The sequence below is a fragment of the Mesorhizobium sp. KR2-14 genome (assembly GCF_040049255.1).
Classification (GTDB): Bacteria; Pseudomonadota; Alphaproteobacteria; order Rhizobiales; family Rhizobiaceae; genus Pseudaminobacter.
Window position 1 is genome coordinate 39,201 of record NZ_JBDZDR010000004.1, and the last position, 19,433, is coordinate 58,633.

The 19,433-nt window shown below is 63.1% G+C and carries 18 protein-coding genes; 15 read left to right on the plus strand and 3 right to left on the minus strand.

Annotation, left to right across the window (positions count from 1 at the left end):
- Positions 1 to 81: 81 nt before the first annotated feature.
- Together xth and erpA are read right to left on the minus strand one after the other, a co-directional pair.
- Complete coding sequence (xth, locus tag ABLE86_RS12310) at positions 82 to 873, minus strand: exodeoxyribonuclease III (RefSeq protein ID WP_348779258.1); 792 nt, start codon at positions 871 to 873, stop codon at positions 82 to 84.
- A gap of 269 nt (positions 874 to 1,142) precedes the next feature.
- Complete coding sequence (gene erpA, locus ABLE86_RS12315; RefSeq protein WP_348779259.1) at positions 1,143 to 1,493, minus strand: iron-sulfur cluster insertion protein ErpA; 351 nt, start codon at positions 1,491 to 1,493, stop codon at positions 1,143 to 1,145.
- Between the two features lie 78 nt (positions 1,494 to 1,571).
- On the opposite strand from erpA, the gene ABLE86_RS12320 reads away from it, so the two are divergent.
- The 14 genes from ABLE86_RS12320 to ABLE86_RS12385 all read left to right on the plus strand — a co-directional run bounded on the left by ABLE86_RS12320 (position 1,572) and on the right by ABLE86_RS12385 (position 17,899).
- Positions 1,572 to 2,786 carry a deoxyguanosinetriphosphate triphosphohydrolase gene (locus ABLE86_RS12320; RefSeq protein ID WP_348779260.1) on the plus strand — a complete coding sequence of 405 codons (1,215 nt, stop codon included), beginning with the start codon at positions 1,572 to 1,574 and terminating at the stop codon, positions 2,784 to 2,786.
- 62 nt (positions 2,787 to 2,848) lie between these two features.
- Positions 2,849 to 4,603, plus strand: coding sequence for an arginine--tRNA ligase (gene argS / locus ABLE86_RS12325; protein WP_348779261.1), 1,755 nt, complete (start codon positions 2,849 to 2,851; stop codon positions 4,601 to 4,603).
- Between the two features lie 103 nt (positions 4,604 to 4,706).
- Positions 4,707 to 7,988: an SPOR domain-containing protein gene (locus tag ABLE86_RS12330; protein ID WP_348779262.1), complete on the plus strand. Its 3,282-nt coding sequence runs from the start codon at positions 4,707 to 4,709 to the stop codon at positions 7,986 to 7,988.
- 140 nt (positions 7,989 to 8,128) lie between these two features.
- Positions 8,129 to 9,148 carry a beta-N-acetylhexosaminidase gene (nagZ, locus tag ABLE86_RS12335; RefSeq protein ID WP_348779263.1) on the plus strand — a complete coding sequence of 340 codons (1,020 nt, stop codon included), beginning with the start codon at positions 8,129 to 8,131 and terminating at the stop codon, positions 9,146 to 9,148.
- Between the two features lie 71 nt (positions 9,149 to 9,219).
- Positions 9,220 to 10,020, plus strand: a complete 801-nt coding sequence (locus ABLE86_RS12340; RefSeq protein ID WP_348779618.1) for a ScpA family protein — start codon at positions 9,220 to 9,222, stop codon at positions 10,018 to 10,020.
- Positions 10,017 to 10,751: an SMC-Scp complex subunit ScpB gene (gene scpB, locus ABLE86_RS12345; protein ID WP_348779264.1), complete on the plus strand. Its 735-nt coding sequence runs from the start codon at positions 10,017 to 10,019 to the stop codon at positions 10,749 to 10,751. Before ABLE86_RS12340 ends, scpB begins: the two co-directional genes overlap by 4 nt.
- Positions 10,752 to 10,784: 33 nt before the next feature.
- The gene (locus ABLE86_RS12350; protein ID WP_348779265.1) at positions 10,785 to 11,891 is read left to right on the plus strand and encodes an ABC transporter ATP-binding protein; all 1,107 of its coding nucleotides are present in this window, start codon (positions 10,785 to 10,787) and stop codon (positions 11,889 to 11,891) included.
- 35 nt (positions 11,892 to 11,926) lie between these two features.
- Positions 11,927 to 12,157 (plus strand): twin-arginine translocase TatA/TatE family subunit, encoded by a 231-nt coding sequence (locus ABLE86_RS12355; protein ID WP_348779266.1) that lies wholly within the window; start codon positions 11,927 to 11,929, stop codon positions 12,155 to 12,157.
- Between the two features lie 30 nt (positions 12,158 to 12,187).
- On the plus strand, positions 12,188 to 12,829 hold the full coding sequence (gene tatB / locus ABLE86_RS12360; protein WP_348779267.1) for a Sec-independent protein translocase protein TatB: 642 nt from the start codon (positions 12,188 to 12,190) through the stop codon (positions 12,827 to 12,829).
- Entirely contained in the window at positions 12,826 to 13,698 is an 873-nt protein-coding gene (tatC, locus tag ABLE86_RS12365; RefSeq protein WP_348779268.1) for a twin-arginine translocase subunit TatC, read from the plus strand. The genes tatB and tatC overlap by 4 nt, the downstream gene beginning before the upstream one ends.
- A 54-nt stretch (positions 13,699 to 13,752) precedes the next feature.
- Entirely contained in the window at positions 13,753 to 15,063 is a 1,311-nt protein-coding gene (gene serS, locus ABLE86_RS12370) for a serine--tRNA ligase (RefSeq protein WP_348779269.1), read from the plus strand.
- Positions 15,063 to 15,821, plus strand: a complete 759-nt coding sequence (surE, locus tag ABLE86_RS12375) for a 5'/3'-nucleotidase SurE (protein ID WP_348779270.1) — start codon at positions 15,063 to 15,065, stop codon at positions 15,819 to 15,821. The genes serS and surE overlap by 1 nt, the downstream gene beginning before the upstream one ends.
- Positions 15,818 to 16,471, plus strand: a complete 654-nt coding sequence (locus tag ABLE86_RS12380) for a protein-L-isoaspartate(D-aspartate) O-methyltransferase (protein ID WP_348779271.1) — start codon at positions 15,818 to 15,820, stop codon at positions 16,469 to 16,471. The genes surE and ABLE86_RS12380 overlap by 4 nt, the downstream gene beginning before the upstream one ends.
- Positions 16,472 to 16,693: 222 nt before the next feature.
- Positions 16,694 to 17,899: a M23 family metallopeptidase gene (locus tag ABLE86_RS12385; protein WP_348779272.1), complete on the plus strand. Its 1,206-nt coding sequence runs from the start codon at positions 16,694 to 16,696 to the stop codon at positions 17,897 to 17,899.
- Positions 17,900 to 17,996: 97 nt separating this feature from the next.
- Here ABLE86_RS12385 and ABLE86_RS12390 read toward each other — a convergent pair whose 3' ends face one another.
- Positions 17,997 to 18,872, minus strand: a complete 876-nt coding sequence (locus tag ABLE86_RS12390) for an ATP-binding protein (RefSeq protein ID WP_348779273.1) — start codon at positions 18,870 to 18,872, stop codon at positions 17,997 to 17,999.
- Between the two features lie 180 nt (positions 18,873 to 19,052).
- Between ABLE86_RS12390 and yajC the strand changes: the two genes are divergently transcribed.
- Entirely contained in the window at positions 19,053 to 19,394 is a 342-nt protein-coding gene (yajC, locus tag ABLE86_RS12395) for a preprotein translocase subunit YajC (RefSeq protein WP_348779274.1), read from the plus strand.
- The last annotated feature ends 39 nt before the right edge of the window (positions 19,395 to 19,433 follow it).

Here is a 19,433-nt window from a genome sequence, read left to right on the forward strand (position 1 = left end):
CGTGGCTCGCGACCGGGAATTACCTTTTCGAAGCTGGATGAACGGGCAGAGGCGAATTCTGCCCGTTGCTTGATCTTGCCCTTATGCCGGCGCCAGGGCCAGTTCGGCGGCTACCGGCACGTGGTCCGAAGGCTTTTCCCACGCGCGAACATGCTTTTCGATCGACGCTGTCGAAAGACGGTTGGCGGCTTCGGGCGACATCAGCAGGAAGTCGATGCGGATGCCGTTGTTCTTCTGCCAGGCGCCTGCCTGGTAGTCCCAGAAGGTATAGGTGCCGGCCGCGTCGGTGACGGCGCGGGTCGCCTCGGTGAAGCCGAGATTGAGCAGGCGCCGGAAGGCCTGGCGGCTTTCTGGCTGGAACAGGGCATCGTTCAGCCAGGCGTCCGGGTTGCGGGCATCGACAGGCTGGGGAATGACATTGTAGTCGCCTGCGAGGATCAGTGCCTCCTCAAGCAGAAGGCGGTCCCTGGCCCAGTTTTCCAGCCGCGCCATCCAGGACAGCTTGTAGGAAAACTTGTCCGTTCCGATCGGATTGCCGTTGGGCAGGTAGAGCGAGACGACGCGCAGCACGCCATTGTCGGTCGAAAACACCCCTTCGATGAAACGCGCCTGCTCGTCGCCGTCATCGCCGGGAAGGCCGCGGTTTACCTCGTCGAAGCGCAGCTTGGACAGGATTGCGACACCGTTGAACCCTTTCTGGCCATGCGTCTCGACATTGTAGCCCAGCGCCTCGATCTCGGCGCGAGGAAACTGGTCATCGACTGACTTGATTTCCTGCAGGCAGACGATGTCGGGATCGCTGTCTTTCAGCCAGACCAGCAGGTTGCCGAGCCGCGCCTTGACCCCGTTGATGTTCCAAGTGACGATCTTCATGAAAACCAAACGACCATTTCTTCGAAATCCTTGGTAGTGGAATCGGGTGCGGGAGTCGAATCCTGCATTGCCCACTGAGGCAAGATAACGGCCAGGGGAACGGCGGCCGACAGAAATCGCTTCCGTCCTGCTCAATTGGTATTTCAATGGAGCAAAGAGTGAAGCCGAGGAAATGCGCGAAGCATCGATGACCGCAGAGTCCTGAAAATATTTCCCCAACGAAAAAGGCCGCGACAGCGGCCCTTTTTTTATCCCCGAATGGCAGAAATCTAGATCGAGAAGCTGGTGCCGCAGCCGCAGGAAGCCACCGCGTTCGGGTTCCGGATCTGGAAGGACTGCCCCATGAGGTCGTCCACGAAGTCGATCACCGAGCCGCCCATGTAGATCAGCGAGAGATCGTCGATCAGAACCGTGGCGCCGTCCCGTTCGATGGCGACATCATCGTCGTTGCGGTCGGAAACCAGGTCGAACTTGTAGGAGAATCCGGAGCAGCCGCCACCCTCCACTGATACCCGCAACGCGACCTTGCCCGGCTCGTTGGCAATGATTTTGGAGATCCGCTTTGCCGCGGCTTCGGAAAGTTCTACATTCGTCATGGCTGTTTTGGCGTCAGCGCCCATCGGCGTCACCTTGCTTTCGCGTTGTTACCATAGGTATGAAGCGTCACGAGGCAAGTCAACCTGCGGCGGCAACGGACAATGGCGAACGAGCTTGGCGATATCGGCTTCGGCTACCGGCCGCGCGCCTGTTATGCCTGCGACCCGGCGCGCTCGCGCGGGCGACTGGTCCCGGAAAGCGAAAGCCCGACCCGCACGCCGTTCCAGCGCGATCGCGACCGCATCATCCATTCCACCGCGTTCCGCCGCCTCAAGCACAAGACCCAGGTCTTCATTGCGCATGAGGGTGACCACTACCGCACGCGGCTCACCCATACGATTGAAGTTGCGCAGATCGCACGGGCTTTGGCGCGCGCGCTGCGATGCGACGAGGACCTCGCGGAGGCGGTGGCGCTGGTGCACGATTTCGGCCACACGCCTTTTGGCCATACCGGCGAGGATGCGCTGAACGAGAAAATGGCCCAGTGGGGCGGCTTCGATCACAACGCGCAGTCCTTGCGTGTGGTGACGCGGCTGGAGCGCCGCTACGCGGAGTTCGACGGCCTGAACCTGAGCTGGGAGACGCTGGAAGGGCTGGTCAAGCACAACGGTCCGCTGACCGATTCAAACGGTAACGGGCTGAAGGGCAGGGTGCCGCAGGCAATTCTCGACTATTCGCAGCTGCATGACCTCGAACTCGACAAGTTCGCCAGCCTCGAGGCGCAGTGTGCCGCGATTGCAGACGACATCGCCTACAACACCCATGACATCGACGACGGCTTGCGCGCAGGCCTGCTGACTTTCGAGATGCTGGACGAAGTGGCGCTGCCCGCCTCCATTCTGCGGGCGGTGCGCGACTGTTATCCTGGGCTCGACTGGGCGCGGACCGGGCATGAACTGATGCGCCGGCAGATCACCATCCTGGTGGAGGACGTCATCCGTACGGCGGTCGACCGCCTGGCAAGGCTGAATCCGCAGAGCACCCAGGACATCCACGACGCCGGCATGACGATTGCCACCTTCTCGGATGAAATGATCCCCGCCGAAAAGCAGCTGAAGGCGTTTCTCTACAAGAACATCTATCGCCACGAAGATGTGATGCGTGTGCGCGCCGGGGCCGACCAGATCGTTCGCGAGCTTTTCGATGCCTATTTCAACGATCCGCGCACCATGCCCGAGGGCTGGCGCGAAGGGCTCGACCGCGCGGAAGAAGGCGTCAAGGCGCGGCATGTCTCGGATTTCCTTGCCGGCATGACGGACACTTACGCCATCAAGGAACATCGACGTCTGTTTGACCGGACGCCGGATTTGGGATAGGCGGAAAAATCGTTTTTCCGGCACAGGCCGGCTTGAACACCCGATTTTCCAGAGAAAGCCTCATGAACATCTTCGCCGATTTCAACGAGCGGATCATCAAAATCGTTGAAGCGCTCGACTTGAAGGACAAGGACGGCGGCACCGTCGACGTCACGCGCATTTCCGTCGAGCCGCCGCGAGATGCGAGCCATGGCGACCTGGCGACCAACGCGGCTATGGTGCTGGCCAAGCCGACCGGGCAGAACCCGCGCGCGCTGGCTGAAAAGCTTGCCGAGGAACTGCGCAAGGACAAGGATATCGCCGCCGTCGATGTCGCCGGTCCCGGCTTCGTCAATCTGAGGCTCACTGATGGCTTCTGGCAGTCGCACCTGCAGTCGCTGCTGAAGCTCGGCACGGATTACGGCCGTTCCGCCAGCAATGGCGTCAAGGTGAACGTCGAGTATGTTTCGGCGAACCCGACGGGCCCGATGCATGTCGGGCACTGCCGCGGGGCGGTGGTGGGCGATGCGCTGGCCAACCTGCTCGCCTTTGCCGGCTACGACGTGACCAAGGAATACTACATCAACGATGCCGGCGCGCAGATCGACGTGCTGGCCCGCTCGGCCATGCTTCGCTACCGCGAGGCACTGGGCGAGGATATCGGCGAGATACCGGCGGGTCTCTATCCCGGCGACTATCTGGTGCCGGTGGGGCAGGCGCTGGTGAAGGAGTTCGGCGCAAGCCTGCTCGAGAAGCCGGAAGCCGAGGCCCTCGCCATCATCAAGGATCGCACCATCGATGCCATGATGGAGATGATCCGCGAGGATCTGGCGCTGCTTAACGTGCATCACGAGGTGTTCTTCTCCGAGCGCACGCTGCACGCCAACGACGCTGCCGCCATTCGCTCCGCCATCACAGACCTGACGCTGAAGGGCCATGTCTACAAGGGCAAGCTGCCGCCGCCGAAGGGCCAGAAGCCCGAGGACTGGGAGGATCGCGAGCAGACGCTGTTCCGCTCCACCGAAGTCGGCGACGACATCGACCGGCCGCTGGTGAAGTCTGACGGCAGCTTCACCTACTTTGCCGCCGACGTCGCCTACCTGAAGGACAAGCTGCAGCGCGGCTTCAACGAGACGATCTTCATCCTCGGCGCGGATCATGGCGGCTATGTCAAGCGCATGGAGGCGCTGGCAAAGGCCGTCTCCGGCGGCTCGATGAAGCTGACGGTGCTGCTGTGCCAATTGGTCAAGCTCTACCGCCAGGGCGAACCGGTGCGCATGTCGAAGCGCTCGGGTGACTTCATCACCCTGCGCGACGTGGTGGAGGAGGTCGGCCGCGATCCGATCCGCTTCATGATGCTCTATCGCAAGAACGACGCGCCGCTGGACTTCGACTTCGCCAAGGTGACCGAGCAGTCCAAGGACAACCCGGTCTTCTACGTGCAGTATGCTTCGGCGCGCTGCCATTCGGTGTTCCGGCAGGCGAGGGAGCAGTTCGGCGATGAAGATTTCGGCCGGACTTCGCTGGCCGAAGCCGCAGAGCGGCTTACCGACGAAAGCGAGATCGGGCTGATCCGCAAGCTGGCAGAATATCCGCGTCTGGTGGAGTCCGCGGCCCAGGCGCAGGAGCCGCATAGACTGGCATTCTACCTGTATGACCTCGCCTCGACTTTCCATGGACACTGGAATCGGGGCACTGATAACCCGGACTTACGTTTTGTTAAGGTTAACGACCGAGAATTGACGCATGCCAGACTTGGGCTGGTGCAGGCCGTATCCGACGTTTTGACGTCTGGCCTGGCGATTATCGGGGCCGATGCGCCTACGGAAATGCGCTAGGTTGTAGGGGAAAACCTGTCACCTTTTGCCCACATTGCGCTGGTAAGGCCCAACCTTACGTCACGTCCTAGACGTGCGAATAGTGCGAGTTTCGGGAAAGAGTATGGCAGACAGAACCCAGCTGAAAGTCGCCGAAAACGACCAGTTGTCGAGCGACGACCCGTTCGCCGAATTGACGCGGATCATGGGATTTGATCCGCGGGAGTCTGGACGGTCGCAATCCGAAGCGGAGCAGGTGTCTGCAGAGGTTCTTGGCGACGATTTCGGCATCGATCTCGAGAAGGAATTGCTTGGCGCATTCTCGCTCGACGAAGCCGGGGACCAGGCGGACGCATCGCACCATTTCGAGGCCGTGCCGCACGTAGAGGCCCAGGAGGCGACGCACGTCGCCTATGCGCCGGCGTCGCCCGTGCAGGAGCAGGACGCCTACGCTTATCCCGTCGAGGAGACCCAGTACGATTTTGCGGAGCCGGAGCCTCGCTTCGAGCCCGTCGAGGTCGCTTCGGAGGCCTATCAGGTCGAGGCGCCCGGATACCACGATCAGGTTTCCGGCTACGAAGCGGCAAGCTACACCGCCGCCAGCTATCAATACGAGCCGCAAGTTGCCGTTGAATATGAAGGCGGCATGGCGGATTTCGACCACCAGGTAGCCGCGGAACTGGAAGGCAACCTCGCCACGCATGGCGAATGGTCGCCGGAATTCGCCGAGGAGGATTTCTCCGCACCGGACCATGCGTCTTCTGAAGACGAGCGCTATCTTGAGGCGCCGCAGGAGCCGGTGGCCGGCTATGGCTATGCGGACGAGGTGTCGGTCGCGGCGGAAGCTCACGCCGTATCCTATGATGCCGCTCAGCCCGTGGCGCTCGATGACGGCTTCGAACTGAGTGAGGCTCACTGGTCGGTGGCCGAAGAAGTAGTGCCATTCGCGGAAGAGCCGATCGAGGATCTATCCGCGGTTGAGCCGGTAGCTGCCTATCAGCCCGACTATACCTATCAGCCCGACTATGCCGATCAGGCCCCTGCCGATTTGGCCACGTCGGCCAGCGTGGAGGACTTTGACGAGGATTTCGACGCCGCGCTCGCCGAAGTCGATATGGACTTCACCGCCGTTCCGTTGAAGTCGTTCCACCAGCCCGCGCCGGAACAGCCTTCGTTTGCCGATGAGCCTCAGTTCGTGGCCGCTGCGCCGGAAGCGGCGGAGCCCAGCCTGGAAGACGAGCTGAACGCGCTTCTCGGTAATCTGTCGAGCCCGCACCAGCCAACCATGGACGAGCCGGTGGCGGTCGAGGCTGTCGAAGAGCAGCCTGCCTATGACCAGTATGATGCCGAACCGGACTTCGATGTCGATCTGAACCTTTCCGACGAAGATTTTCTGACGGAGGCGGCTTCGCCTCAGTTCGAAGAGCCTGCCGCTGTGCCGCAAGAAGTGGCGCCCGCTGCGGTCGCCAGGTCCGAATATGTCTATTCGCGTGGAAACTACCGCATCGAGACCAGCGAGCCCAGCTATGCTGCGCTGACGGAAGAGGCTTACACCGCCCCGGTGGCAGACGCCTATGTGTCCGAGCCGGAATCCGTCGACGCCGAGCCGGAGGTGAGCCTGGACTTCGATGACGACGCATTCAGCCAGGCGTTCGCCAACTCCTTCGAGGAACCTACTTCCGAAGATTATGGGGACGAGCAGCCGGCAGCGGAACAGTTTGAGGCCGAGGACGCCACGAGCGCGGCCAAGCCCGCCGATCCTTATGCCGAACTCGCCGCGCTGACGGCGTCGTTCTCGTCCGCCTCGGCGGCAACGCCGTCGTGGGACGAGGAGGCTTCGACCCCGGCGGACGAGCCCGCAACGCACTATGGCGAGGCGGATGAGTTTGCGTCGGTTGAGTCCTCAGCGCCGGCATTCGAGGACGTTCCCGACATTGAGACGGTGGATGTGCCGGAACAGGCGGTTGCACTGGCCGATGATCTGGACCTTCCAGAGCTCGTATTCGAGGAAGACGTGCCTGCCGTTTCGAACTACGACGATCTGGACGCCGAGTTCGCCAATCTTCTCAATGACATGAGCTCGCCCGAGCCCGCGACGAAGGCACCTGCCCAGCCGGCGGCCAAGTCGGAAGAGGAGTTCGCGGCCGACTTCGAGCGCGAGTTCCAGATCGAAAGCGAAGATTACGCTGCTGACAGCACCTATCCGGCCGCGGCTGCTGCTGCCGCCGGTGTTGCGGCTGCGGCGGTTGCATCGGCAGCATATTCGCCGACCGCCAACAATGCCTATGCGATGGGCGACTTCTCGGATGCCGGACAAAACCGGTTCCAGTCCTCGTCCGACTATCTCAACTACGATGCCGATCTTGACGAGGAAAGCGGCTCAGCTGCAGCGCTAGAGCGCAAGCAGCCGCAGCGCCGTGGCGCGCTGCTGGCAGCGGTAATCGGCGGCGTCGTCGTTCTGGGCGGCGTCGGCGCCTATGCTCTTTCGGGCGGCGGTGCAGGCTCCGGAGCCCCGGCGATCATCAAGGCCGATGAAAGCCCGATCAAGATGCGTCCGGAAAATCCCGGTGGCACCTCGGTGCCGAACCAGGAGAGCAAGGTCTATGAGACCGTCGCCCGCAGCGACGCTGATTCTGAGCCGACGCAGCAGCGGCTTCTGACCACGGCGGAGCAGCCGATCGACATGGTTGCCCAGCAGGCTCCTCTGGACGAAGAGGAAACCTTCGTCGGCGAGGAACCGGCCGACCAGCCCGTCGGCAAGTCCGAGGACCGCATCACCCAGGTCATCGAGGATGCAGGCGCCGGCCAGAACATGGAAGTCGCCGCAGTGGCGCCGCGCAAGGTGCGCACCATGGTCGTTAGGCCCGACGGCACGCTGGTGCCGCGCGAGGAAGAGCCCGCTCCGGCGCAGGTGGTTGATCCCGCCCCGGCAGCGCCGATTGGCGCGGCCGCAGAGGCTCCGGAGTCTCCTTCAGTGTCGACTCCGGTCGCCGCCCCGGCCGTGCCCGAGCAGGAGCCGGCTGCCGCCGCGCAGGCCCCGACGGCACAGCCCTCGGCTACGCCGCAGACGGTCGCAGTCGCTCCGTCGCGCCCATCTGACCAGCCGGTGAATGTCGTCGGCGAGGTGAAGCCCGATCAGGTTGCCCTTAACGCCGCCAGCGCCGGGGAATGGGCGATGCAGATCGCCTCCCAGCCGACCGAGGCTGCCGCGCAGTCGTCCTATCAGGACCTGCTGCGCCGCTACGGCAACGTGCTGAACGGCCACCCGGCCAACATCGTCAAGGCCGAGATTGCCGGCAAGGGCACGTTCTACCGTGTCCGCGTGCCGGCGGCGACCCGCAACGATGCAATCGCGCTGTGCGAAAGCTACAAGGCGGCCGGCGGCAATTGCTTCGTCTCGAAATAAGTCGATCCGCAGGTGGCGGGTCAGTGAAACAACAGACCGGCGCGAGGTCTTCGCGCCGGTCTTTGCCATTCTGGAAGGCTGGCTGCGCAGTGCCGGTCGGCGGATTTCCAGCTTTCTCGAGTTGATCTAGTTTGAAAGCCATGACCGAATCAAAATCCATGATCCTCGGCTGCGCCGGGAAAACGCTCACCCCGGATGAAATCCGCTTCTATGGCGACGAGCGCCCATGGGGCTTCATCCTGTTTGCCCGCAACATCGGCGAGCCGGAGCAGATCCGCGACCTGGTGGCGGCGATGCGCGACAGTGTCGGTCGGCCCCATGCCCCGGTCTTCATCGACCAGGAGGGCGGGCGCGTGCAGAGGCTGCGGCCGCCGATCGCGCCCAACTATCCGCCGGCTGGTGAAATCGGTGCGCTCTACAAGGAGGACCGCGAGGCGGGCCTGCGGGCGGCCTGGCTGTTGTCGCGCCTGCATGCCTTCGATCTGCGCCGCTTCGGCATCAACGCCGACTGCCTGCCGGTGCTGGATGTGCCCATCGAGGGCGCGAGCGACGTCATTGGCAACCGTGCCTACGGCAAGGACCCGGAGACCGTCACCGCGCTCGGCAAGGCAGCAGCAGACGGGCTGCTGGCCGGCGGCGTGCTGCCGGTCATGAAACATATTCCCGGCCACGGAAGGGCATTTTCAGACACGCATTTCGAGCTGCCCACGGTGGATGCACCGATCGAGGAACTGCGTGCGCACGACTTCGCTCCTTTCAAGGCGCTTGCGAACCTGCCCGCTGCGATGACCGCGCATGTCGTCTTCGCCGCGATTGACCCGGCAAATCCGGCCACGACTTCGGAGAAGGTCGTGCGCGAGATCGTGCGCGGCGAGATCGGCTTCGACGGGCTCCTGATCAGCGACGACACCTCCATGAAGGCGCTTTCTGGGGATTTCCCTTCCAAAGCCGCTTCCATCCTTGCGGCGGGGTGCGATCTCGTCCTTCACTGCAACGGCGTGATGGAGGAAATGGTGGGCATCGCATCGCGCACCACCCCGCTTCAGGGCAAGTCGCTTGAACGGGCAAAGCGTGCCCTTACATGCATCGAAAAGTGCGACACCGCCGACGAGGCGGCAATGCGTGCCGAGTTTGCAACCTATTTCGACGCCGTGGCCTGACGGTAGCGGCCGCCAGAGAAGGAGCCGGATTGGCGCAGACACAGGAGAGCAAGTCCCCGAAGGCCACGCCGATGGATCCCCTTTGGGCGGAACAAGCGGAGGAGCGCGGCGTCAGCGAGCCCGCGCTGCAGATAGATATTGCCGGCTTCGAAGGCCCGCTCGATCTTCTCCTGCACCTTGCGCGCAACCAGAAGGTGGACCTGTCGCGCATCTCCATCCTTGCGCTCGCCGAGCAGTATCTTACCTTCGTCGATAGCGCGCGCGCCATAAGGCTGGAACTCGCTGCCGACTACCTCGTCATGGCCGCCTGGCTGGCATTCCTGAAGTCCAAGCTGCTCATTCCCAAGCAGGCCGGCGACGACGAGCAGAGCGGCGAAGAAATGGCCGCGGTGCTGCAATTCCGGCTCAAGCGGCTTGAGGCGATGCGCGATGCCGCCGCCAGGCTGGTCAACCGCAACAGGCTGGGGCGCGACGTCTTCGCGCGCGGCTGCCCGGAACTGGTGGTGGTGGAGAGGCGAAACGAATACTCCGCCTCCCTCTACGATCTCTTGACCGCATATGCGATCCAGCGCCAGCGGCAGGCGATCACCAATGTGCGCATCGCCAAGCGCGGCGTCTGGTCGTTGAAGGAAGCGCGCGACATCCTCACCCGCATGGTGGGCAGCTTCAAGGAATGGACCGCGCTCGACAAGTTCCTGATCGAATACATGACGACGCCGGAAGAGCGCGCGACCGCGATTGCAAGCTCATTCGCCGCGACGCTGGAACTGGTACGCGAAGGGCATTTGGAAGTCCGCCAGCACGACGCCTTCGCGCCGCTCTATCTGCGCAGCCGCACGGATGCCGCAAATCCAGCTGAAGGTGAGGCATGAGCGAGAACAGCGCCAACGCTACCGTTATCCCCTTCGTCAGCGACGAAGCGGCGGGCGAGCGCAAGGCCGCCGAGCGCCGCCATCTGGCTGAAGTGGTGCGCATGGCGGAAGCGATCGTGTTCGCCAGTGCCGAGCCGGTCAGCGAAAGGGCCCTGGCCGCCCGACTGCCGGAGGGGGTGGACATAGCGGCCACGATGACCGAACTGCAGAAGATCTATGCGCAGCGCGGCGTCAACCTCGTGCGGGTGGCGGACTCCTGGGCGTTCCGCACTGCCGGTGATCTCGCATTCCTGATGAGCCGGGACGCGGTGCAGCAGAAGAAGCTGTCGCGGGCTGCGCTCGAAGTGCTCGCCATCATAGCCTACCATCAGCCGGTAACGCGCGCCGAGATCGAGGATATTCGCGGTGTGGAGACCTCGAAAGGCACGCTGGACACGCTGCTCGAAACAGAGTGGGTGCGCATGCGCGGCCGGCGGCGCACGCCGGGACGGCCTGTGACCTACGGCACCACCGACAACTTCCTTGACCATTTCGCGCTTGAGGACATCCGCGATCTGCCCGGCATCGAGGAGTTGAAGGGGGCAGGGCTGTTGTCGGCCCGCATGCCGTCCAACTTCTCGATCCCGCTTCCCCCTTCGGACCTCGACCTGCTCACTGATGACGAAGATCCGCTGACGGATATCGACTTCGAGGAACTCGGCCTGTTGACACCTCGGGCGGTAGATGATTGAGCAGGGAATGACAGAGCCAAAGGCTGTATTCACGTGAAGCTTGAGAATACGCAGACGGCGAGCCGGGTGACCGCGGGCGTCACCTTTGCTGCGCGCCTCGCGTTCGAAAACATCTGCCATTCCTTTGGTCCCGGCGCCGAGACGCTGCGGGACGTGTCGCTGATCGCCGAGCCGGGCGAGGTGCTGTGCCTTCTGGGGCCCTCTGGCTCGGGCAAGACGACGCTGCTGCGCATTGCCGCCGGCATCGAGGTGCAGTCCACCGGCCGCGTGCTTCTCAACGATCGCGAAATCGCCGGTCCCAGCGTGTTCCTGCCGCCGGAAAAGCGTTCGATCGGCCTGGTATTCCAGGACTTCGCGCTCTTTCCGCATCTCAGCATCCTGGACAATGTTCGCTTTGGCCTGACCGCCTTGTCGGCGGAAGAGGGGCGCCGCGAGGCGATGATCGCGCTGTCGCGGGTCGGCCTTGCGGATTATGCCGCATCCTATCCCCACGCGCTTTCGGGCGGGCAGCAGCAGCGCGTGGCGCTGGCCCGCGCGCTCGCGCCGCGTCCGGCGGTGCTGCTGATGGACGAGCCTTTTTCGGGCCTCGATTCTCGCCTCAAGGACGCTGTGCGGGCCGAGACGCTTGCAATCCTGCGCGAGAGCCGCGCCACCGCAATCGTGGTCACCCACGACGCGGAGGAAGCCATGCGCATGGCCGACCGCATTGCGCTGCTGAAGGATGGCAGGCTGGTGCAGTCGGGCCGTGCCGAGGACCTCTATCTCAAGCCGGCCAGCCTGTTCGTCGCGGGTTTCTTCTCGGAGTTGAACGTCTTTCGGGGCCGGGTGAACGGGCACTGCGTCGACACGCCGATCGGACGGGTGCCGGCGCCGGATCTGGCGGATGGTGCCGACGCGACCGTGGCTGTGCGGCTTACCGGATTTGATGTAAGCGAAACGGCGGGCGAGATCGAGGCAAGGATCCTTTCCCGACGCTTCCTCGGCGTCGTGGAATTGCTTGAACTTGCCGTTTCAGGCGCAGAGGCCCCGGTGCGGGCTCGAATACGCTGTGGGGCATTGTCAGCAAAAGCGCGTGACATCTGGCTTTCGCTGCGCAAGTCTGACGTACTTCTGTTTGAAACACAGCGTGAAAGCGCATAGATCAATCTCAGGAAATCGTTCGAGAGAGAGTTACCATGGGTTCCTTTTCGATTTGGCACTGGCTCATCGTGCTGGTAGTGGTGTTGCTGCTGTTTGGCCGTGGCAAGATCCCGGAACTGATGGGCGACATGGCCAAGGGCATCAAGAGCTTCAAGAAGGGCATGTCCGACGAGGATGCTGACGACGAGAAGGCCGTCGATGCCCGTACCGTGGAGCATCGTGCCGACGAAACCGTCCAGGCGAAGGAAAAGACCAGCAAGAGCTGAAGCGCTTTCCGCTAGTCGGGTTGAGTAACCATGTTTGATATCGGCTGGAGTGAGATGCTCGTGATCGCGATCGTCATGATCGTGGTCGTGGGGCCCAAGGACTTGCCGCGCATGCTGCGCACGTTCGGCAAGACGACGGCGAAATTGCGGACGATGGCCGGCGATTTCCAAAGACAATTCAATGAGGCGCTCAAGGAAGCGGAACTCGACGACGTCAAGAAATCCGTCGATGCGCTTCGCAGCCTTAATCCGGCGACGGAAATCAAGAAGCAGCTCAACCCGTTCGAGCAGGCGGCTGCCGACGTTCGTTCCGGGCTGGATACCGCACTGAAGCCATCGCCGTCGCCGGTTCCGCCTGCGTCGGATGCCGCGCAGCCAGCCGAACCGCTGAAGACCGGCGCAGAGGCTGTGCCGGCAATGCCTGCCGAAGCGGCACCCACGGCGTCTCAGCCAGAGTCCGCCAAGAAGGCTGCCGCCGAGGCTGCGACCGTAAAGGCGAAAAAGCCGGCGGCAGCGAAAGCCGCTGCTTCGGCTACACCCAAGGCTGCGGCTTCGAAGCCTGCAGCCAAGGTGGCTTCCAAGGCCACCACAAAGAAACCCGCCAAGACTGCGGCCCCCGCCGACAAGGCAAAGGCCGCCGCCAGGAAAACCTCATCCGGAAGCGCCAAGTGAGCGAACAGGACGACGAAATCGAAAAGTCATCGGCCCCGCTGATCGAGCATCTGATCGAGCTGCGCAAGCGCCTGATCTGGTGTCTGGGCGGCTTCTTCGTGGCCTTTCTCATCTGCTTTTTCTTTGCCAAGCAGATGTTCAACGTCCTGGTCATTCCGTTCAGGTGGGCGACCGCATGGGCGGGCCTCGACACGCACAAGGTCGAGCTGATCTATACCGCTCCGCAGGAATTCTTCTTCACCCAAGTCAAGCTCGCCATGTTCGGCGGCCTTGTCATCGCCTTCCCGCTTATCGCGGCGCAGATCTACAAGTTCGTCGCCCCCGGCCTTTACCGGAATGAGCGGCGGGCATTCCTGCCGTTCCTGATCGCGTCGCCCATTCTGTTCCTGATGGGCGCGGCGCTGGTCTATTTCTTCTTCACCCCGATGGTGATGTGGTTCTTCCTTGCCATGCAGCAGGTTGGAACCGACAGCGAGGTGCAGATCTCGCTGCTGCCGAAAGTTTCGGAATATCTCAGCCTTATCATGACGCTGATCATTTCATTCGGCCTCGTGTTCCAGCTTCCGGTGGTCACGTCGCTCATGGTGCGCGTGGGGCTCCTTTCGTCGCAGGCGCTCGCCGACAAACGCAAATGGGCCATCGTTCTGGCCTTCGTGGTGGCCGCTGTGCTGACGCCGCCCGACCCGGTAAGCCAGATCGGCCTTGCCCTTCCCACCATCCTTCTTTACGAGATTTCCATCTGGGCCGCCCGGATGATCGAACGGAATCGCGAGCAGGAACGCGTGGCGCGTGAGAATGAGGAAGCCGCCGACGCAGTGACCGACAAGGCGTCGCTGCAAGGTTCAGGCGACAGCCCCGCCGCAAGCTGACCTTTCGATCCGCTGTCGCGGCCATGTTAACTCATACTGCGACCGGATCGTTACATGCTTGATATCAAATGGATTCGCGAGAACCCCAAGACCCTCGTTGATGCGTTGGTGAAGCGCGGCCAGTCGTCGGAGGCCGCGCAGGCAACCGTGGACGACCTGCTGCTGAAAGACGAGATGCGTCGTGCGCATCTCGGCGAACTGCAGGTCAAGCAGGAGCGCCGCAATGCCGCCTCCCGCGAGATCGGCAACGCCATGCGCAATGGCGACTCCGCTCTGGCCGAGCAGCTCAAGCTCGAAGTTGCCGACATCAAGGCCTTCATCCAGAACGGCGAGGCCCGCGAGCGCGAGCTCGACAAGGCGCTTGACGATGCCCTGGCGGTCATTCCGAACATGCCGCTGGACGATGTGCCGGTCGGCGCGGACGAGCGCGACAACGTCGAGCTGCGCAAGGTCGGCGAGGTGAAGCCGCGCCCTAACTGGGTAAGGGAACACTTCGATATCGGCGAAGCGCTTGGCCTGATGGATTTCGAACGCGCCGCCAAGCTCTCCGGCAGCCGCTTCACTATCCTTAAGGGCCAGCTTGCCCGGCTCGAGCGCGCGCTCGGCCAGTTCATGATCAACATGCACACCACGGAGCACGGCTACACCGAGGTCCAGCCGCCGCTTCTGGTGCGCGACGAAGTGCTGTTCGGCACCAACCAGCTGCCCAAGTTCGAGGAAGACCTGTTCTTCACGCCGCACGGCGAAGGGCGTCTCGGCCTCATCCCCACCGCCGAGGTGCCGCTGACCAACCTAGTGCGCGAAGAAATCCTCCATCAGGAGCAGCTTCCTCTGCGCATGACGGCCTTGACGCCGTGCTTCCGCTCGGAGGCCGGGTCCGCCGGGCGCGACACCCGCGGCATGCTGCGGCAGCACCAGTTCTACAAGGTCGAGCTTGTCTCCATCACCGACGCCGACAGTTCCAACGCCGAGCATGAACGCATGACCCAGTGCGCGGAAGAGGTGCTGAAGCGCCTCGAACTGCCGTTCCGCACGATCGTCCTGTGCACCGGCGACATGGGTTTCGGCGCGCGCAAGACCTATGACATCGAAGTCTGGCTGCCTGGCCAGAACGCCTATCGCGAGATTTCTTCCTGCTCGGTCTGCGGCGACTTCCAGGCCCGGCGCATGGATGCGCGCTATCGCGTCAAGGACGACAAGAACCTCCGCTTCGTGCATACGCTGAACGGTTCCGGCACCGCCGTCGGCCGTGCGCTCATCGCCGTGCTCGAGAACTACCAGAACGAGGACGGCAGCGTAACAATTCCTGACGTTCTTCGTCCTTACATGGGCGGCGCGGAGAAGATCGAGGCAATCCGGTCCTGATGCGTATCCTCCTGACCAACGACGACGGCATCCACGCCGAAGGCCTTGCCTGTCTCGAGCGCATCGCCCGCACCATGTCGGACGATGTATGGGTCGTTGCGCCTGAGACTGACCAGTCGGGCTTTGCGCATTCCCTGTCGATCTCGGAGCCGTTGCGTCTGCGCAAGATCGACGACCGCCACTATGCCGTTCGCGGCACGCCCACGGATTGTGTCATCATGGGCGTGCGCAAGGTGCTGCCCGAGCCGCCGGACCTCATCCTGTCGGGTGTGAATTCAGGGGCGAATCTCGCCGACGACGTGACCTATTCGGGCACTGTGGCGGGCGCCATGGAAGGAACGCTTCTCGGCATCCGCTCGATCGCGCTCAGCCAGGCCTATAATGTGGTCGACCAGGCCCGCATCGTTCCGTGGGAGACCGCCGAGACGCTTGCGCCTGCGCTGTTGGACAAGCTGCTGCAGATCGATCTTCCGAGCGGCGTGTTCCTGAACGTCAACTTCCCCAACTGCCCGCCGGAAGAGGTGGAGGCGCCGGTCGTGACGAGCCAGGGCAAGCTGGTGCACAGCCTTTGGATCGATGAACGCGCCGACGGCCGTGGCTTTCCATACTATTGGCTGCGCTTCGGTCGCGAGGCGCCCGAGGTAAGGGAAGGCTCCGACATTCACGCGGTGAGAAACAAGCGCGTGTCCGTCACGCCGCTGAAGCTCGACCTTACCGCCCACGAAATCCGTGACCAGTTGACGAAGGCTTTGGGATGACCACCGCCAGCGAGGACCGCGAAGCTTTTGCCGCTTTCCTGTTGCGATTGCGCGGCCGCGGTATCGTGGCGAAGGACCTGATTACGGCCTTCGAGGCTACTCCCCGGCGCGCCTTCATCCCCGCGCAGTGGCAAAACATCGCCTGGTCGGACCGCATGCTTCCGATCGAATGCGGGGAGACCATGGAAGGCGCCGATCTCCAGGCGACGGTGATTTCGGCATTGGGCATTGAGCCGAACAGTCGCGTGCTCGAGATTGGAACCGGCTCCGGCTATACGGCCGCCGTCATGTCGCGGCTCGCGGCGCGGGTGGTTACCGTCGACCGCTACAAGACGCTGGTCGAGCAGGCTCGCCAGCGCTTCGAGGCGCTGGGCATCGACAACGTGTTCGTGCGGCAGACGGACGGTTCCAACGGCCTGCCGGGCGAGGGGCCATTCGACCGCATCGTGGTTTGGGCGGCCTTCGAAAGCTTGCCGCGCTATTTTGCCGACCAGCTCTCCAGTGGTGGCGCCATGGCGGTGCCGCTGGGACCTCCCGAGGGCGAGCAGGTGATGATCAAGCTGGGCAAGCTTGGCAGCCGATTCGAACAGGAAGACATCGGCGTCGTCCGCCTCCAGCCAATGGCCCGAGGCGTGGCGGCGGCGATCTGACCGGAATTCACAATCTCCAAAATCGCCAACGCTTCAGACGCGCAGCAGCCCGTTTTGCGCGGGTTTCTGGCCGGTGCCATCCGCATTCCGTCGCGGCACTGACCAGGCGTTGGTGTGTCAGATTGCGACGGCTTCGGCAAGGCCGGCCAATTCTTAACCGCCCGGTAAGATTAACGCGCTTTAATCATGCCGAAGTTTGGGTCGGGTATGCGGGTTATTGCGATGCGGTTCAGTATGTTAGCCAAGAATGAACGCGTTTTGGTGCGCAGTGCAGCGGTCCTCCTCCTGGCAGGCATGGCGACCGGCTGCAGTTCGCACGTGTCGCGCTTCGCAAGCGTCGACGACATTTTTACCGCCTCGACGCCGAATCAGCGCCAGATCATGAATCAAAACCAGCCGTATCCTGGCGACATGCAGGCTGCGCCGCTGGCCAGTGCGGAAACCGCTCCGGTTACCCGCAGCACCCTCACGCCGGTTTCGTCGCAGCCGCTTCCGCCGCCGGTCACCCAGCCGGCTGCCGCCACCGCTTCGGTCGCCCCGGCGAGCCAGCCTGTCATGCCGGCACCCGCCAGGGCGGCTGCTCCTGGCCCCGCCCCGCTGGCCTCCGCCGCTCCCAAGCCAGAGATGCAGCCCAGCAAGGCGCAGGTGCTTTCAATCCCCGACGGTCAGGTCGCGATGCTGCCCCAGCCAGCCAAGGTGACGGCAAACCAGGGCGCATCGACCGCAGCGAGCGGATCAGCATCCGGCACCTACACGGTCCAGGAAGGCGATACGCTTACCAAGATTTCCAGGAAGACCGGGGTCAGCGCCGCGGCACTCCAGTCGGCCAATGGCTTGAACGACGGCGTCGTCCGCATCGGCCAGACCTTGAAGATACCGGCAGGCGGCACCACTGCCGTTGCGGCGGCAACACCCGAGCCTGTCGCCGTCAGCGCACCGGCGCCTGCCAAGGCAGCCGCGGAAGCCCCGAAAGTGGCGACCTATACGCCGCCCAAGAGCGAGAAGACGATCGAGCAGGCCGAACAGGTCGCGGCGATCGCTCCTGATTCGACAGGCATCGGCAAGATGCGCTGGCCCGTGCGCGGTCGCGTCATTTCCGGTTATGGCAAGGGCGGCGGCAAGGCCAATGACGGCATCGACATTCAGGTGCCGCAGGGCACGCCCGTCAAGGCGGCCGAGAACGGCGTGGTCATCTATGCCGGTGACGGGCTGAAGGAATTCGGAAACACCGTTCTGGTGCGGCACGAGAACGGCTTGGTCACTGTCTACGGCCACGCCAGCGAACTCAAGGTGTCGCGTGGCCAGACGGTCAAGCGTGGCCAGGAAATCGCGCTCTCGGGCATGAGCGGAAACACCGATTCGCCGAGACTTCACTTCGAGGTGCGCAAGAACTCTACGCCGGTCAATCCGTCGACTTATCTCGAATAGAGCAGCGGGCCGGATCGATCAAAATGACGAACCCGCCCTTTTGGGGCGGGTTTCCTTTTTTCCAGAAGGTCAAGCGCCGGTCAGGAGCGAGGCGCTATCAATCCTTCAGCGGCTGGCCCAAACGCCCAGCCAGATCCTGGATGAACTGCCAGGCGACGCGGCCGGAGCGGCTGCCGCGAGTGGTCGCCCACTCCAGCGCTTCGGCACGCAACGTCTCGGGATCGATGTTCAGCCCGTGATAGCGGACATAGCCGTCGACCATTTCGAGATATTCGTCCTGCGAGCATTTGTGGAAGCCTAGCCAGAGGCCGAATCGGTCCGAAAGCGAAACCTTTTCCTCGACCGCTTCGGAGGGGTTGATGGCGGTCGAACGCTCGTTGTCGATCATGTCGCGCGGCAAAAGATGCCGCCGGTTCGAAGTCGCGTAGAAGATCACGTTGGCCGGCCGGCCCTCCACGCCGCCTTCCAGTGCGGCCTTCAGCGACTTGTAGGACGTGTCGTCATGATCGAACGAAAGATCGTCGCAGAAGAGGATGAAACGATGGAACGAGGCCTTCAGTTGCGCCATCAGCCTGGGCAGCGTGTCGATATCCTCGCGGTGTATCTCGATGAGCTTGAGCGGCGCTTCGCTCTTCCCTGAGGCGTTGATTGCGGCGTGGCTTGACTTGACCAGCGAGGACTTGCCCATGCCCCGCGCGCCCCACAGCAGCACGTTGTTGGCCGGAAGGCCGGCGGCAAACCGTTCCGTATTGTCCACCAGAATGTCGCGCACGCGGTCGACGCCCCGGATGAGGCCGATGTCCACGCGGTTGACGCGCTGGACAGGCTCAAGAAAACCGCGCTCGGCGTCCCAGACAAAGCAGTCTGCCGCGTCGAAGTCGCTTTGCGGCGTTTGCGCTGGCGCCAGGCGGCTGACTGCCTCGATCAGGAGGTCGAGCTTTCGGGTCAGTGCTTCGATGGTCTTGTCGCTCATCCTGTTTTCCGTATTCGAAAGCAAACGGTTGCCCAGTGCCTCTAACACGGTCGAACAGGCCGGGAAAGCAGGGGGGCACTGTGCCAACGCAGTTGCAAAGGTCGCTCCAGCCACTATATTCCGCGCAGCTTTCACCAGGGGGCTCGTTGCGAGCTATCCGTCCATTTCCAGGAGTTTTTGATGTTCGTGACACCGGCATACGCCCAAGGCACCACTGGCGCTTCCCCCGATATGCTTATCAGCGTCCTGCCGTTCGTCCTGATTTTCGTGATCATGTACTTCCTGATCATCCGGCCGCAGCGCCAGCAGCTCAAGAAGCGCGGCGAAATGCTGACGGCTATCCGGCGCGGCGACACGGTGGTGACCGGCGGCGGTCTCGTCGGCAAGGTCACCAAGGTGGTTGACGACAACGAACTGGAAGTCGATCTCGGCAACGGCCTGAAGGTCACCGCGCTGCGGTCGACCATCGCCGACGTGCGCGTCAAGGGCGAGCCGGTCGCCAACCAGAACGCCAAGAAGTAACCGCCTTCGGGCGGGCTCTTTCAGGAGCCGTTGAAAGAC

Coding starts and splice junctions, on each gene's coding strand:
- ABLE86_RS12380 (WP_348779271.1), top strand. CDS start 15,818: ATGACCACCGCCAGCGAGGACCGCGAAGCTTTTGCCGCTTTCCTGTTG.
- xth (WP_348779258.1), bottom strand. CDS start 873: ATGAAGATCGTCACTTGGAACATCAACGGGGTCAAGGCGCGGCTCGGC.
- ABLE86_RS12340 (WP_348779618.1), top strand. CDS start 9,220: ATGGATCCCCTTTGGGCGGAACAAGCGGAGGAGCGCGGCGTCAGCGAG.
- surE (WP_348779270.1), top strand. CDS start 15,063: ATGCGTATCCTCCTGACCAACGACGACGGCATCCACGCCGAAGGCCTT.
- serS (WP_348779269.1), top strand. CDS start 13,753: ATGCTTGATATCAAATGGATTCGCGAGAACCCCAAGACCCTCGTTGAT.
- scpB (WP_348779264.1), top strand. CDS start 10,017: ATGAGCGAGAACAGCGCCAACGCTACCGTTATCCCCTTCGTCAGCGAC.
- argS (WP_348779261.1), top strand. CDS start 2,849: ATGAACATCTTCGCCGATTTCAACGAGCGGATCATCAAAATCGTTGAA.
- yajC (WP_348779274.1), top strand. CDS start 19,053: ATGTTCGTGACACCGGCATACGCCCAAGGCACCACTGGCGCTTCCCCC.
- nagZ (WP_348779263.1), top strand. CDS start 8,129: ATGACCGAATCAAAATCCATGATCCTCGGCTGCGCCGGGAAAACGCTC.
- ABLE86_RS12320 (WP_348779260.1), top strand. CDS start 1,572: ATGGCGAACGAGCTTGGCGATATCGGCTTCGGCTACCGGCCGCGCGCC.
- ABLE86_RS12385 (WP_348779272.1), top strand. CDS start 16,694: ATGCGGTTCAGTATGTTAGCCAAGAATGAACGCGTTTTGGTGCGCAGT.
- ABLE86_RS12330 (WP_348779262.1), top strand. CDS start 4,707: ATGGCAGACAGAACCCAGCTGAAAGTCGCCGAAAACGACCAGTTGTCG.
- ABLE86_RS12390 (WP_348779273.1), bottom strand. CDS start 18,872: ATGAGCGACAAGACCATCGAAGCACTGACCCGAAAGCTCGACCTCCTG.
- ABLE86_RS12355 (WP_348779266.1), top strand. CDS start 11,927: ATGGGTTCCTTTTCGATTTGGCACTGGCTCATCGTGCTGGTAGTGGTG.
- tatB (WP_348779267.1), top strand. CDS start 12,188: ATGTTTGATATCGGCTGGAGTGAGATGCTCGTGATCGCGATCGTCATG.
- erpA (WP_348779259.1), bottom strand. CDS start 1,493: ATGGGCGCTGACGCCAAAACAGCCATGACGAATGTAGAACTTTCCGAA.